General features: G+C 62.4%; 11 protein-coding genes. 9 read left to right on the top strand and 2 right to left on the bottom strand.

All coding sequences use genetic code 11. The annotated features are described in order from the left end of the window. Positions 1-61: 61 nt before the first annotated feature. From rpsM to EV664_RS13050, 8 genes are all read left to right on the top strand, one after another. Positions 62-430, top strand: a complete 369-nt coding sequence (gene rpsM, locus EV664_RS13085) for a 30S ribosomal protein S13 (RefSeq protein ID WP_133496173.1) — start codon at positions 62-64, stop codon at positions 428-430. Positions 431-536: 106 nt separating this feature from the next. Next, positions 537-926 (top strand): 30S ribosomal protein S11, encoded by a 390-nt coding sequence (gene rpsK, locus EV664_RS13080; RefSeq protein ID WP_133496172.1) that lies wholly within the window; start codon positions 537-539, stop codon positions 924-926. 104 nt (positions 927-1030) lie between these two features. After that, on the top strand, positions 1031-2092 hold the full coding sequence (locus EV664_RS13075; protein ID WP_133496171.1) for a DNA-directed RNA polymerase subunit alpha: 1062 nt from the start codon (positions 1031-1033) through the stop codon (positions 2090-2092). A gap of 259 nt (positions 2093-2351) precedes the next feature. After that, positions 2352-2774, top strand: coding sequence for a 50S ribosomal protein L17 (gene rplQ / locus EV664_RS13070; protein ID WP_133496170.1), 423 nt, complete (start codon positions 2352-2354; stop codon positions 2772-2774). 549 nt (positions 2775-3323) lie between these two features. After that, a complete protein-coding gene (locus EV664_RS13065) occupies positions 3324-5489 on the top strand; it encodes a prolyl oligopeptidase family serine peptidase (RefSeq protein ID WP_133496169.1) in 2166 nt (721 codons plus the stop codon). A gap of 73 nt (positions 5490-5562) precedes the next feature. Continuing rightward, on the top strand, positions 5563-6129 hold the full coding sequence (locus EV664_RS13060; protein WP_133496168.1) for a hypothetical protein: 567 nt from the start codon (positions 5563-5565) through the stop codon (positions 6127-6129). A gap of 67 nt (positions 6130-6196) precedes the next feature. Continuing rightward, positions 6197-7753, top strand: a complete 1557-nt coding sequence (gene guaA / locus EV664_RS13055; protein WP_133496167.1) for a glutamine-hydrolyzing GMP synthase — start codon at positions 6197-6199, stop codon at positions 7751-7753. Between the two features lie 109 nt (positions 7754-7862). Then, entirely contained in the window at positions 7863-8570 is a 708-nt protein-coding gene (locus tag EV664_RS13050) for an endonuclease III domain-containing protein (protein WP_133496166.1), read from the top strand. Positions 8571-8649: 79 nt separating this feature from the next. Here EV664_RS13050 and EV664_RS13045 read toward each other — a convergent pair whose 3' ends face one another. Then, positions 8650-11433 carry a TonB-dependent receptor gene (locus EV664_RS13045; protein ID WP_133496165.1) on the bottom strand — a complete coding sequence of 928 codons (2784 nt, stop codon included), beginning with the start codon at positions 11431-11433 and terminating at the stop codon, positions 8650-8652. A gap of 96 nt (positions 11434-11529) precedes the next feature. Continuing rightward, a complete protein-coding gene (locus EV664_RS13040) occupies positions 11530-12270 on the bottom strand; it encodes an acid phosphatase (protein WP_133496164.1) in 741 nt (246 codons plus the stop codon). Between the two features lie 206 nt (positions 12271-12476). Here EV664_RS13040 and EV664_RS13035 point away from each other — a divergent pair, with 206 nt between their 5' ends. Next, positions 12477-14807, top strand: a complete 2331-nt coding sequence (locus tag EV664_RS13035; RefSeq protein WP_133496163.1) for a GH92 family glycosyl hydrolase — start codon at positions 12477-12479, stop codon at positions 14805-14807. Positions 14808-14855: the final 48 nt, after the last annotated feature.

The following is a 14855-nucleotide window of genomic DNA, read 5'->3' as shown; positions in this document are numbered from 1 at the left end:
ACGCGACGAGATGGGATGACGCTGCCATGCGCATCCCGTGGAGCTGGGAGAAAGTAAGCTCATGGCACGTATTGCGGGTGTTAACATCCCGACCAACAAGCGCGTGGTAATCGCGCTTCAGTATATCCACGGCATTGGCCAGGCCAAGGCGAAGGAAATCACGCAGCAGCTGAACATCGCGCCTGAGCGCCGTGTGCAGGACCTGACCGATCAGGAAGTTCTGCATCTGCGCGAAGCGATCGACGCCGGCTACACGGTGGAAGGCGATCTTCGCCGCGAAACCGCGATGAACATCAAGCGCCTGATGGACCTTGCCTGCTATCGCGGGCTCCGCCATCGCAAGGGCCTTCCGGTCCGCGGCCAGCGCACGCACACCAATGCGCGCACCCGCAAGGGTAAGGCCAAGCCGATCGCGGGCAAGAAGAAGTAAGGAAATCGTCCGGGGGACGATTTTCAAGCTTTTTCTCCGCCGGAAGCCGGTTTGAGGCAGGCAGCCCGCCGCTCTCCGCATCAGGATTTCAGGTCAGGAATACCAAATGGCACGTGAACCGCAGCGCCTTCGCCGGCGCGAACGCAAGAATATTTCCGCAGGCGTCGCCCATGTGAACGCCAGCTTCAACAACACGATGATCACGATCACCGACGCGCAGGGCAATGCGATCAGCTGGTCCTCGGCAGGCATGATGGGCTTCAAGGGAAGCCGTAAATCGACGCCGTATGCCGCGCAGGTCGCAGCGGAAGACGCTGGTCGCAAGGCCGCAGATCACGGCGTTCGCACGCTGGAAGTCGAAGTGAAGGGCCCGGGTTCGGGTCGCGAATCGGCGCTTCGCGCGCTGCAGGCGGTCGGTTTCCAGATCACGTCGATCCGCGACGTGACCTCGATCCCGCATAACGGCGTTCGTCCCTCGAAGCGCCGCCGCGTCTGATTTTGCCGTCGGAACCGGAGTGGGGCGCTTCCCGCGCCCGCTTCGATTCCATCGGTTTTTCCGGCGGGAACGCCCCCTTTTCCCGCCCAACCTAGGGGAAGCCCGTGTCTGTCAACGCAAAGAACTGGCAGGAACTCAAGAAGCCCAATGGCCTCGAGAAGAAGTCGGGCGGCGATTCCAAGCGCAAGGCGACGTTCGTTGCCGAACCGCTCGAGCGCGGTTTCGGCCTGACGCTCGGCAATGCGCTTCGCCGCGTTCTGCTCTCGTCGCTACAGGGTGCGGCGGTAACGTCGCTCAAGATCGAAAACGTGCTTCACGAATTCTCCTCGCTTGCGGGCGTGCGCGAGGACGTGACCGACATCGTCCTCAATGTGAAGCAGATCGCGCTTAAGATGCAGGGCGAAGGCCCGAAGCGTCTCCAGCTTTCCGCCACCGGCCCTGCCGAGGTGAAGGCCGGCGATATCGCGGTCAGCGGCGACATCGAAGTCACCAATCCGGAACTGGTCATCTGCCATCTGGACGAAGGCGCGACGCTCAATATGGAGCTGACCGCCGATACCGGTAAGGGCTATGTGCCCGCTGCCGGCAATCGTCCGGCGGATGCGCCGATCGGCCTGATCCCGGTCGATGCGCTCTACAGCCCGGTGCGTCAGGTGTCGTACAAGGTGGAAAACACCCGCGTCGGTCAGGAACTCGATTATGACAAGCTCACGCTGTCGATCGAAACTGACGGCACCGTGACGCCCGAAGATGCCGTGGCCTATGCCGCGCGCATCCTTCAGGACCAGCTGTCGCTGTTCGTCCATTTCGACGATTCGGCGATGCCGGCACAGGCACCGGTCGGTCAGGCCGCGCCGGCGCAGGGCGAAACGAGCGGCGACACCGCGCAGATCAATCGTTACCTCCTCAAAAAGGTCGACGAGCTGGAACTGTCGGTGCGTTCGGCAAACTGCCTGAAGAACGACAATATCATCTATATCGGCGACCTGGTTCAGAAGACCGAGGCCGAGATGCTCCGCACCCCGAATTTCGGGCGCAAGAGCCTCAACGAGATCAAGGAAGTCCTGAGCTCGATGGGTCTGCGTCTGGGGATGGAGATCCCGGGCTGGCCGCCGGAAAATATCGAAGAAATGGCCAAGAAGCTCGAACAGGAGATTTTGGGCTGATTGCAGGCGGATAGGGTACCTATCCGCCGTTTCAGCAATCAGCACGGCCAGCGGGTCGGCTAAGCCGACCCGTTTGACGACGCGGCTTTGCCGCGGCGTTTCCGAACCAGCTGGATTCCCGCTTTCGCGGGAATGACGACGGTTTGAAGACTTTGGGCCTTCCACACGGAAGGTGACGGATTTTGGAGCAGGCCGCCGTCCCTGCCTGTACCGGGGATGTCCGTAAAACGGCCCCGGCACGAACGAGAAGGAAGATATTATGCGTCATCGTTATGGCGGCCGTAAGCTGCAGCGTACCTCGTCCCACCGTCAGGCGCTGCTGCGCAACATGTCGGCCGCGCTCATCAAGCATGAGCAGATCACCACCACTGTCGCCAAGGCGAAGGAACTTCGTCCCTATGTCGAAAAGCTGGTGACGCTGGCGAAGAAGGGTGGCCTGTCCAACCGTCGTCTGGCCGCAGCGCGGCTGATGGACGACGCGCAGCTCGCCAAGCTGTTCGACACGCTGGCCGATCGCTATGCCAGCCGCAACGGCGGTTATACCCGCATTATCAAGGCAGGCATCCGCGCTTCCGACGCATCGCCCATGGCAGTGATCGAATTCGTCGATCGCGACGTGGATGCGAAGGGTCAGGATTCCGGCCCCGTCATGACCGACGAGGATTTCGAAGACGCCGCCTGATCGCGGTCGGCCTTTGAAGGGTTAAAGCAGACCCGCCCCGCGCCCCTGTTCCGACAGGATGCGCGGGGCGGGTTTTGTTTTTTGGGGCGATCCGGGTTTTCTTCGGCAAGGCGCACCGCCTGCCCACCGACTGATACCAAGCTGCATGGATGGCGACCCGTCTCCCCGCCGTCATGCCGGCGCGAGCTGGCATCTGCTGCAGGTTCGCGGCTCCGTTCTCCCCAAGCCGCCCGGAGACCCCAGCTTTCGCTGGGGTGACGACGGGTGGCGAGGATCGCAATACGCGGATAGGTCCTCATCAACGCAGCCTGGTATGCGCTGTTTACGATGCCGCATTGCGCGCGTGCGGTATGGCGCAGTGCAAATACCAATGTCATCGCGAGGCGCGAAGCGACGAAGCGATCCGGTGCGACCGGTGGCGCCTCGGATCGCCGCGCCCCTTGGGGCGCGCAATGACGCCGATCGACAAGCTTCGGATCGACACGCGCTTGAGTAACCGGCGCGTCGTGCCTACGATGCGACCTTATCACATTTGTGTCGGGGGATTTCATGCGCCGCCTTAGCCTTCTCGCTTTGCCGCTTCTTTTTGCCACCGGGCCGCTGCATGCCCAGACCAGACCGGAGACCAGAACCGCAATGCCCGCCAGCAAGCTGACCTATCCCCAGACGCGCCGCGACAATGTGACGGACGATTATTTCGGCACGAAGGTCGCCGATCCCTATCGCTGGCTCGAAAATGACGTTCGTGAGGACAGGCAAGTCGCGGACTGGGTGGCGGCCGAAAACAAGCTTACCGACAGCTATCTCGCGTCGCTGCCCGGGCATGATATCTTCGCCCGCCGGCTGAAGGCGTTGATGGATTATGAACGCTTCGGCATCCCGGTGGAGCAGGGCGGCCATTATTTCTACATGCACAATAGCGGGCTGCAGAATCAGGCCGAGCTGTTCATGCGCGATTCGCTCGACGGGGAGGGGCGCGTGCTGCTCAACCCCAATGAATGGTCGGCCGACGGTGCGACCGCGCTTGCCGAATGGGTCCCGTCCGAAGACGGTAAATATCTGCTCTATTCGGTACAGGATGGCGGTACCGACTGGCGCACGGTGAAGGTGCTCAACACCGCGACCGGGCAGCAGCTTTCCGACGAGCTGCAATGGATCAAATTCTCCGATTTCTCCTGGGCGAAGGACGGATCGGGATTTTATTATTCGCGCTTCCCCGAACCGGCGAGCGGCGAGAAGTTTCAGGCGACGAACGAAAATCAGAAGGTTTATTTTCACAAGCTCGGCACCGCACAGGCTGACGACCGGATGATCTATGCCACCCCCGGCCACCCCAAATACGGCCATAGCGCGCATGTCACCGATGACGGCAAATGGCTGGTCATCATCACCAGCGAGGGCACCGATAACCGCTATGCGGTGACGGTGAAGGACCTGACCAAAGCGGATTCCGAACCGCGCACGATCATTCCCGAACTCACCAACCAGTGGGTGCCGATCGGCAATATGGGTTCGACCTTCTATTTCAACACCAACAAGGATGCGCCGCGCGGGCGGATCGTGACGCTTGACGTTGCCGCCGCCGATCCGGTGGCGACGATGCGTGAAATCGTACCGCAGAGCGAAGCGACGCTCGACGGCGCGAACATGGTCGGCGGGCGTATCTTCGCAAGCTATCTGGTCGATGCGAAGACCGAAGTGCTGCGTTATGCCCCCGACGGTAAGGCGCTGGGCAAGGTCGATCTGCCGGGGATTGGCACGGCATCGGGGTTCGGTGGCGAGCCCGATTCGACCGAGACGTTCTTTGCCTTTACCAGCTTCGCGACGCCGACGACGATCTATCGCTATGATATCGCGACCGGTCAGACCACGGCATGGGCCACGCCAAAGGTCGATTTCGATCCGAGCCAATATGAGGTGAAGCAGCGCTTCTACACCTCGAAGGACGGAACGCGCGTGCCGATGTTCATCGTCCACAAGAAAGGGATCAAACTGCCCGCGCCGACGCTGCTCTACGGCTATGGCGGGTTCAATATCTCGCTCACTCCGGGATTCTCGTCGACGCGGCTCGCATGGATGGAGCAGGGCGGCGTGCTCGCGGTCGCCAATCTTCGCGGCGGCGGCGAATATGGCAAGGCTTGGCATGACGGCGGGCGGCTGCACAACAAGCAGAATGTGTTCGACGATTTCATCGCGGCGGGCGAAGACCTGATCGCGCAGGGCGTGACCACAAAGAAGCAGCTCGCCATTCAGGGCGGGTCCAACGGCGGCCTGCTGGTCGGCGCGGTGACCAATCAGCGGCCCGATTTGTTCGCGGTCGCGCTGCCCGCAGTCGGCGTGATGGACATGCTGCGCTTCAACAAATTCACTGCCGGCCGCTACTGGGTCGATGATTATGGCTCGCCGGAAAATGAGGCGGATTTCAAGGTGCTGCGGTCCTATTCGCCCTATCACAATATCCGGTCGGGCGTGGAATATCCCGCGATCCTCGCGTCGACCGCCGATACCGATGACCGCGTCGTTCCCGGCCATACGTTCAAATATACCGCAGCGCTGCAACATGCCGATATCGGCGACAAGCCGCATCTGGTGACGATCGAGACGCGCGCGGGCCATGGATCGGGCAAGCCTACCGACAAGATTATCGAGGAATATGCCAATCTCTGGACCTTTGCCGCCTATTGGACGGGAATGAAGGTGAAGTCGGTCGAATGACGGTTCAGCGTCGGTAAAGCACGGTCCGGCGAGGCTCGGACCGTGGCTTTGCGGACAGGCAGGGGAAAGAGCGATGACGATGTTGCGGATGATGACGGGCGGCGGTGTATTGGTTGCGGTGCTCGCGACCAGCGTTCCGGCACAGGCGCAGCATCGCTATCGCGGCGATCGATACTGGCACCACCCCCATGCCCATCACGATGGCGGCGGCATCGATGGCGGCGATGTGCTGCTCGGCGCTGCGCTGATCGGCGGGGCGGTGCTCGTTGCTTCGGCGATCGACAAGGGCAATGGGCAGCGTGCCGACGATCAGGAACGCCCGGTGCCGCCGCCGCATTATTACGAACCCTATGGCGAGCCGGACCCCGATGCGCCCCCGCCGGAGGAGAGCGAACGGCAGGAGGCAGTCAACCGGTGCGGCGAGGCTGCGGAGGCCGACGCTTCGCGCTATGCGCGAATCGCTCAGGTGGGCAAGGTCGATGCCGTCGATCCCGGCCCGCGCGGATGGTATGTGCGCGGCTCGCTGTTCCTGCGCGACGATTATCGTGATCCGCCGAAGGACCGGCGCGGATTTCGCTGCACTTTCACCGATGGACAGGTCACCGCAGTGAAGATTGACGACATGGCACCCGCTTTTTAACGGCGAAAGCGCGGCAGGATGCGTTCAGCCCTTTTCCGCGCGGTTCCATCTGCTATGCGCTCTGGGCATGACAAGCCATGCCGATTCCATCCTGATCGTCGATTTCGGAAGCCAGGTGACCCAGCTGATCGCGCGCCGCGTGCGCGAAGCGGGCGTCTATAGCGAAATCGCTCCTTTCAACGCTGCTGAAGCGGCCTTTGAACGGATGAAGCCGCGCGGCGTCATCCTGTCGGGCAGCCCGGCTTCGGTGCCGGATGCGGACAGCCCGCGTGCACCACAGGCGATTTTCGATTCCGGCGTCCCCGTGCTCGGCATCTGCTATGGTCAGCAGGTGATGATGGCGCAGCTGGGCGGCGCGGTGGAGCGCGGCGATTCGGGCGAATTCGGCCGCGCCTTTATCGAGATTCAGGATAGCTGCGAACTGTTCAACGGGCTGTGGCGGCCCGAAGAATCGCATCAGGTGTGGATGAGCCATGGGGACAAGGTGACCGAGCTCGCCCCCGGCTTCCGCGTCGTCGCGACCAGCCCCGGCGCGCCGCTGGCGGTCATCGCCGATGACAGCCGCCGCTATTATGGCATGCAGTTCCACCCCGAGGTGGTCCACACCCCCGATGGCGGCAAGCTGATCGCCAATTTCGCGCGCCATGTCTGCGGCCTGTCGGGCGACTGGACCATGGCGGAGTTCCGCGATGCCAAGATCGCCGAGATCCGCAAGCAGGTCGGCAAGGGCAGGGTGATTTGCGGCCTGTCCGGCGGGGTCGACAGTGCGGTCGCTGCGGTGCTGATCCACGAAGCGATCGGCGATCAGCTTACCTGTGTGTTCGTCGATCACGGCCTGTTGCGTGCGGGCGAGGCGGATCAGGTCGTCGGCCTGTTCCGGGGGAGCTACAATATCCCGCTCGTTCATGTTCGCGCCGAAGCGCTGTTCATGCAGGGGCTGGCGGGCGTGACCGACCCTGAAGCCAAGCGGAAGTTTATCGGAAAAACCTTTATCGACGTGTTCGAGGAAGAGGCGAAGAAGATCGGCGGCGCCGAATTCCTCGCGCAAGGGACGCTCTATCCCGATGTGATCGAAAGCGTCAGCTTCACCGGCGGGCCGAGCGTCACGATCAAGAGCCACCATAATGTCGGCGGCCTGCCCGAACGCATGAATATGAAGCTGGTCGAGCCGCTGCGCGAACTGTTCAAGGACGAAGTGCGCGCGCTGGGCAAGGAGCTTGGCCTGCCCGAAGCCTTTGTCGGCCGCCATCCCTTCCCCGGACCGGGCCTCGCCATCCGCATCCCGGGCGAAGTCAGCAAGGAACGCTGCGACATATTGCGCAAGGCGGATTCGATCTATCTGGAGGAAATCCGCAACGCCGGGCTGTACGATGCCATCTGGCAGGCGTTTGCTGTGCTGCTTCCGGTTCGCACCGTCGGCGTGATGGGCGATGGCCGGACCTATGACAGCGTGCTGGCGCTGCGTGCAGTGACCTCGACCGACGGCATGACGGCGGAAGTCTTCCCGTTCCCCGGCGACTTCCTCCCGCGCGTCGCCACCCGCATCGTGAACGAAGTGCGCGGCGTCAACCGCGTGGTCTACGATTATACCAGCAAACCGCCGGGCACGATCGAGTGGGAATGATCGGGCTGAGCGATGGTGGGCGGCGTCGGTTGCTTTAGAATGAATCGTGTGCGCGCAGTCCGGGGCAAACAGGGTTTCGGGAGCGTATCGTCAGGCTTACGATCGTCCCATGGCGCAACTCCCCCTCGGCCCCGACCCGCGCACTGAAACGCTTCGTCGGCTGCAGCCGCTGCTGGTGCAGCGGTTCGGGCATATGCGGCGCGCCACTGCTGAGCGGCGGGTGCCGGAATGGGTGCTGGTGCAGGGCGTGATCGGAGCCCGGACGAAATCGGAGATTTCGAACGCCGCAACCGATCGCCTGCTGCAACGCTATGGCAGTTGGGAAGGCGTTGCCGACGCACCGATCGCGCAGTTACAGGGTGAACTTACCACCCAGACCTATCCGAATATCGCGGCGGAGCGGCTGAAAAGCGCGCTCACTGATCTTGTCGCGCGGCGCGGCGCGGCTGATCTGTCGCATCTCGGTGGCATGGCCACACCGGACGCGATGGACTGGCTGGAGCAATTGCCCGGTGTCGGGCGCAAAGTCGCGGCAGGGGTAATGAACGCCTCTACGCTGGATCGCCCCGTGCTGGTGCTCGACAGCCACCACCGCCGCATCCTGCAGCGCATGGGCCTTGTCCCGGCAAAGGCGGATACTGCGCGTGCTTATGCTGCGATCATGCCGGTAATGCCGCCCGAATGGCAGGCCGCCGACTATGACGAGCATCATCTGCTGATGAAGAAAGTCGGTCAGACATGGTGCCGCCCGGCCCGGCCCGATTGCGCGAACTGCGTCGCGCAATCCTTGTGTGAGACAGGAAAACGCAGCGGCTGAACCAGCGCCGCGCGTTCGCCGTCGGGGCGGCGGCTGCATCGGTGAAAGCCCGGTGCAGCCGCCTCATATCGTCAGCCGGTCAGAATTGCCCGCGAACGCCGAAGGTGATCCGGGCACCCGAAAATTCGTACATGGTCGGGAATTTCGGGTCCATCGTATAGCCCGTCGTCGCTTCGTCGGTGATGTTGATGCCCTTCAGCTCAAGCCGGAAATTGCGGGTGAGCTGATAGCTGGCCGACGCGTCGAGCTGGCCATAGGCGGCGCGATAGACGGGGTACATGTTGCGCTCGATCCGCTCGACATAAGCGCCCTTGCGATTGTACGAAAAGCGGATCGAAACCGGACCTTTTTCATAAAAGACCGTGGCGTTGTAGACCTTGTCGGCCAGCCCGACGGGCGATGTCGGAATGCCCAGATCGGATTCGCCGGTCAGCGAACTGTCGAGGAAGGTGGCATTGGCGTTTACCCCGAACCCGTCCAGCGCATCGACGAACATGCCGAAGGGCAGGATCGCGTTCAGCTCGACCCCGCTGACCGTGTACGACCCCTTGGCATTGACCGGCTGATACACATCGAAATCATAGACGCCGTCGATCGTGCCATTGGCGTTGTATTTGGTGACGTTGGGCACCGTGCCGGTCAGCTGATTGCGGACCACGCCCTTGATCTTCTTCCAGAAATAGGAGGCGGCAAGCAGGCCGCCATTGGGCAGATATTTTTCGACGCCGACTTCCCACTGATCGGCATAGGTCGGCTTCAGTCCCGGATTGCCGTCGCTATAGCGAAACTCGTTGAAGCTCGCGGTGCGCTTATAGGCAAGATCGGTGAGGGCAGGGCGGATCAGCGTCTGCGATGCGGCGGCGCGCAGCAACAGGCTGTCGGTCAGCTCGGCATGCGCGTTGAACGCGGGCAGCACCTTGTCATAGCTGCCGTCGCTCGACACCGGCGCGGCGGTATAGCCGGTCGATCCGTCGGTGTTCTGAATCTGCTGGAACCCTTCCGAGCGGGTTTCGGTGTGGATATAGCGCGCGCCGATATTGACGAAGACCGGCACCGCAATGTCGAAGCGCAGATCGGCCATGGCATAGCCGGCCCAGGTCTTTTCCTGCACCTTGTAATATTGGCCGTCGTCGAAGGGCGAGACGAAGCCGTCGGGCCGGAAAAAGTCGCGCGCATAGCTGTTGGGCACCTGCATCCATTTCAGGTCCTTGGGCCGATAGTCCTGGCCGCCGGTGATGTCGGTGACATATTCCAGCTCGCTATCGGCAAGCGTGCGCGTGTTCACATAGGAAGAATCGCCGCGCGTCGGCCCCTGAATTTTCTCCTCGCCATAATCGCGCTGGTTGGTCTTGTCGGTATAGCGACCGCCGAATTCGATCGAGGTCAGGCCGGGAACGTCGCTGGGGTTGAAGTCGCGGCGGATGTCGATCTGCGCGGCATATTTATCGTCCTTGATCCGCTCATAGCTCGTCTCATAGGCTTCGAAGAGATAGCTTTCGGGCGAATTGTACATGTCGAACGAACCCGATGCGTCGCTCGGGATCGTCTCGCCGCCCTTTGCGGTATAGCGGGTGCGCGAGGGCGCATAGGCGACGTGCTTCAGATTGGCATAATCGCGCGTTTTCTTCGCGCCCGAATAGCCGCCCAGCACATCGATCGACCAGGAACCGGTCTGCCAGTTCATCTCGCCGCTGAACTGGCGATAATCGGTGTCGTTGAGATATTCCTTGCTCAGGAATTCGTGCTGGGTCGCGGTGTAGGAAACGTCGCGCAGCACGACGATGCCGTTATCGGCAAGCGTGGTGTCGTCATAATCATGGATGACGTCGAGCGTCGAACGGCTCGACGCCGAATAGGCAGCCGCGTCATATTCATCCTCATCGGTGTCATAGGAACCGGCAAAGGCGTCGAAGGTCAGGCTGAACCGCTCGCTCGGCTTATACTGGACCGATCCCGACAGGCCGAACCGGTCCTGATCGTTGAGATAGACGCGGTCGCCGACCTTATCGAGGAACACGACGCGATCGACCTCATTATGGTCGCTCACATCGTTGAACACGATCCCCGCATCGCGCTCCAGCACGGCGAGCGCCTGAGTCGTCTGGGCATTGCCCTTGTCGGTCCAGCGCGAGATGGGGCGGAAATTGATGCCCGAATTGGAATCGGTGCGATTGGTGCGCTTCTGCTTGGCGACCGATACCAGCACGCCGAAATCGCCGAAGGTATCGCTGGCAAGGAAGGAGAATTTCGGATCGACCTTTTCCGAAATCGTGTTGTACGCGCCCTCCGCCGTACCGACGAGGCGAAGGCCCGGAATGTCGAACGGGCGGGCGGTGCGGATCGCGACCGACCCGGCGATGCCGCCTTCCTCGTCGCTGGCGACCGGCGATTTATGCACCGTGACCGACTGGATCAGTTCGGAGGCGAAGATGTCGAATTCGACATCGCGCCCGCCCGAGCCGGAAGCGGTCGCCAGCTTGTTGATCGAAACAAAGGTGAATTCGCTCGGCAGGCCGCGAACATTGACTCGCGTGCCGAGACCGCGATCGCGTTCGATGGTGATGCCGGGCAGCCGCTGTAGCGCTTCGGACAGATTTTGCTCAGGGAAATCGGCGATATCGGTTGCGACGATCGAATCCGAAAAGCCGATCGTGTCGCGCTTGATATCGATCGCGGCTTTCAGGCTGCCACGATAGCCGGTGACGATCAGGTCGCTTGCCGGATCGGCATCCGCGGCCTGCGCGGCGGCGGCGGCGTCTGCGTCCATGGTCTGAGCATAGGCCTGCGGCACGGTGATCGCAGCGAGTGCCGCGCCGAGCATCAGCGTCGGGATGCGCGAGGTACGAAGTCGGGTCGAGGTCATTGCAATGCTCCAAAGGCTTCGGGTGCGTGCAGGCGCACTCCGGTTCAAAAATCGAAAAGGCCGGGGCTGAGCGCGATGGGTGCCGCGCTCAGCGGATTAGGGGTTCGCCCCGCATGGTTCCGGGGCGGCATGCGGTTCGGCGCGCAGCCGGGCCAGCTCCGCGCGGGCACGTTCGAGATCGGCGCGAAACGCCGCTGAATTCATCTCAGCCGCGAAAATCACCGCGCCGGAAAGCGTGCCGGCCTGAGCCGCGCTCTGGCTGTGCGATCCGCAAATCCAGCGGCTGTCGCCAAATTCACGGCCGCGGGCGAGCAACTGCGTCTTTCGGTCGGGCGCGATCGCGGCAAGGATCATCGCGACATGCTCGCCATGCGCGGCATGGCCCGAGGGATAGTCACCATTGCCCGCCAGATGGTCGGTACGCGGCTCGCAAATGGGAAGGTCGTTGCCGATCCACGGCCGCTGCGTCTGCCAATGCCGTTTGGCATCGCCGACCACGCTGCGGTCCGCGCCCGCCCGGTCGAGCAATCGGGTGAGCACGGGCGCCTCTTCTTTGGTCAGGCGAATGCCCAGCGCACAGGCGAAATGGTCGAACTGGCTGCCCGACACATCGTCGGTCGCCCGTTGCCAGCGGGGGCTGCCCTTCAGCTTGCGGCTCTCGACATAGATGCGGCGATCCGCCTCGGCGCGCGCCGAGCCCGGTGCGGGCGGCGGCGGCAGGATCTGCGTCAGGTCGGGCCGGTCCCCCGGAGCGAGATAGCCGCTGTCCGCCTGAGCAAAGCCGGTCAGGCAGCCAAGTGCCAGAACCAGCGCGGTAGCGCGTTTGAATTTCATCATTTCCCCCTGTTACCGCTATCGACGGCGAGGGTGCCTTGGGGCAGTGGCGTGACGCATTGGTTGCATGTCCCGGACAGAGCCGTGACAAAAACATGCCAAATTGTTTTATTTTTGTGTCAGTTGTCCGGCAAAACCGTGAAAGTCCCGCAAAAGCGTCGATTCTCGCGGCTGGACAGGATCGCAGCTTGTCCGCATACATTGCATCCATGCATAAGCTATTGCTTCTGGCCGCTCTTTTCCCCGCCCCGGCTTTCGCGCAGGCAGGGTCGAACGCAACCGTAACGCCGTATCAGGCGGTCGATCCGATGATCGGGACTGGTGGGGAGGGGCATACCTATCCCGGCGCCACTGCTCCGTTCGGGATGGTGCAGCTTTCGCCCGATACCGATGCCAGTTGCGAGATCCGCGAATGCTACGGCCATGCGGCGGGCTATCGCTATGACGATCCGACCATTCAGGGGTTCAGCCACACCCATTTTTCAGGCGCGGGGCATAGCGATCTTGGCGATGTGCTGGTGATGCCGCAGGCTGGCGATACGGTGCAGATGGATGCGGGCGATCCGAAACAGCCCGGTTCGGGCTATCGCTCGCGCTTCAGCCATGACAGCGAAACCGCCGCGCCGGGCTATTATGCGGTGACGCTCGCCGATAGCGGCATCCGCGCCGAGCTGACGGCGGGCACGCGCGTGGGCGTGCACCGCTACACCTTTCCGGCGGGGAAGGCGGCGCATCTGCTGATCGACCTTCGCACCTCGCTCTACAATTATCCGGGCAAGATTCTCTGGTCGGGGCTGCACATGCATGCCGACGGGACGCTGACCGGCTTTCGCGAAACGCGCGGCTGGGCACCGGGGCGCAAACTCTATTTCGCGATGCGCTTTTCAAAGCCGCTCAAATCCCACGCCTTTGTCGATCGCGACGAGAACGTAAAATATCGCGGGTTTCAGGGGCCGGGGCGCGGCAGCGACGAACTCGCCGAAAAGCTCGGCCGCGCGCTCGAAGCACGGCTCGATTTCGGCAAGGTCGACGGCCCGCTTGAAGTGCGCGTCGCGTTGTCGGGCGTCGATGAAGCGGGTGCGATCGCCAATCTCGACGCCGAAGCCGGTTCGTTCGATCAGGTCCGCGCCGCCACACAGACCGCATGGCAAAAGGCGCTTGGCGCGGTCGAGATCGACGCGCCCGCACCGATGCGCACCAATATCTACACCGCGCTCTATCACACATTGCTCGCGCCCAGCGTGTGGAGCGATGCCGATGGCCGCTATCGCGGGCCGGACGATCAGGTGCATCAGGCGAAGGATTTCACTTTCCGCTCGACCTTCTCGCTCTGGGATACGTTCCGCGCCGAGCATCCGCTGCTGACGCTGATCCAGCCGGAAAAGACCAATTCGGACATCGTCAATTCGCTGCTCGCCAGCCAGAAATACAGCCCGCAGGGAATCCTGCCCGTCTGGCAGTTCGCCGGGCGCGAGACATGGACGATGATCGGCTATCATGCCGTGCCGGTGATCGCCGATGCCTATATGAAGGGTATTCGCGGCTTCGACGCTGACGCCGCGCTGGATGCGATGGTCGCCAGCGCCACCTATGCGCCTTATGGGGGCCTCGGCGACTATATGCGGCTCGGCTATGTTCCGATCGACAAGGAGCCGGAGGCTGCGTCCAAGACGGTCGAATATGCCTATGACGACTGGACCATCGCGCGGATGGCGCGCGCCATGGGCAAGGACGCGATTGCCGACCGGTTCGAAAAGCGTGCCGGATACTGGCGCAACAGCTTCGATACGAAATCGGGCTGGCTTCGCGCGCGAAAGAGCGACGGCGATTTCCGTACCCCCTTCGATCCCGCCGCGATCAATTACGGGTCGGATTATACCGAGGGCAATGCATGGCAATATAGCTGGTTCGTCCCGCAGGATCAGGCCGGATTGTTCCGCATTCTGGGCGGCGATGCGAAGACGATCGCGAAGCTCGACGCCATGTTCGATTACGACCTGTCGGGCGTCGATTACAGCCATGCGGAGGATATTGCCGGGCTGATCGGTCAATATATCCATGGCAATGAACCCAGCCACCATGTCGCCTATCTCTACGACTATGCAGGCGCGCCATGGCGGACACAGGAGCGACTCGCCCAGATCGTCGACAGCCAGTATAAACCGACGCCCGACGGCCTTGCCGGGAATGACGATCTTGGTCAGATGTCGGCCTGGCTGGTGTTCACTGCGCTCGGCTTTTACCCCGTTGCGCCGGGCAGCAACCAATATGTGATCGGCCGCCCCTTCGTCGATCATGCCGCGATTAACCTGCCCAACGGCAAGCGCTTCGAAATCACGGTGGACGGCCTGTCGCCCGCTAACCGCTATATCGGATCGGTGACGCTGAACGGGAAGCCGCTGGCGCGGACATGGCTGACCGACGCCGAAATCCGGTCGGGCGGCGAGCTGCATTTCACCATGCAGGCAACCCCGAACAAGCAATGGGGCACGGCGAAATCGGCGCGGCCCTTCTCCATGTCGGGCACCCTGCAACGCTGATCTCTTCGCGGGCACCGGTTTCGGACAGGTGCCCGCCAATGCCTTTTC

Source organism: Stakelama pacifica (assembly GCF_004361835.1).
Lineage (GTDB): Bacteria > Pseudomonadota > Alphaproteobacteria > Sphingomonadales > Sphingomonadaceae > Sphingomonas > Sphingomonas pacifica.
The sequence above is the reverse complement of the archived record's forward strand: the minus strand, read 5'-3'. Positions and strand labels throughout refer to the sequence as shown.

Excerpts from the sequence above, each read along its gene's own strand:
- rpsM (WP_133496173.1), top strand. The coding sequence starts at position 62 with ATGGCACGTATTGCGGGTGTTAACATCCCGACCAACAAGCGCGTGGTA.
- rpsK (WP_133496172.1), top strand. The coding sequence starts at position 537 with ATGGCACGTGAACCGCAGCGCCTTCGCCGGCGCGAACGCAAGAATATT.
- rplQ (WP_133496170.1), top strand. The coding sequence starts at position 2,352 with ATGCGTCATCGTTATGGCGGCCGTAAGCTGCAGCGTACCTCGTCCCAC.
- EV664_RS13065 (WP_133496169.1), top strand. The coding sequence starts at position 3,324 with ATGCGCCGCCTTAGCCTTCTCGCTTTGCCGCTTCTTTTTGCCACCGGG.
- EV664_RS13060 (WP_133496168.1), top strand. The coding sequence starts at position 5,563 with ATGACGATGTTGCGGATGATGACGGGCGGCGGTGTATTGGTTGCGGTG.
- guaA (WP_133496167.1), top strand. The coding sequence starts at position 6,197 with ATGACAAGCCATGCCGATTCCATCCTGATCGTCGATTTCGGAAGCCAG.
- EV664_RS13050 (WP_133496166.1), top strand. The coding sequence starts at position 7,863 with ATGGCGCAACTCCCCCTCGGCCCCGACCCGCGCACTGAAACGCTTCGT.
- EV664_RS13045 (WP_133496165.1), bottom strand. The coding sequence starts at position 11,433 with ATGACCTCGACCCGACTTCGTACCTCGCGCATCCCGACGCTGATGCTC.
- EV664_RS13040 (WP_133496164.1), bottom strand. The coding sequence starts at position 12,270 with ATGATGAAATTCAAACGCGCTACCGCGCTGGTTCTGGCACTTGGCTGC.
- EV664_RS13035 (WP_133496163.1), top strand. The coding sequence starts at position 12,477 with ATGCATAAGCTATTGCTTCTGGCCGCTCTTTTCCCCGCCCCGGCTTTC.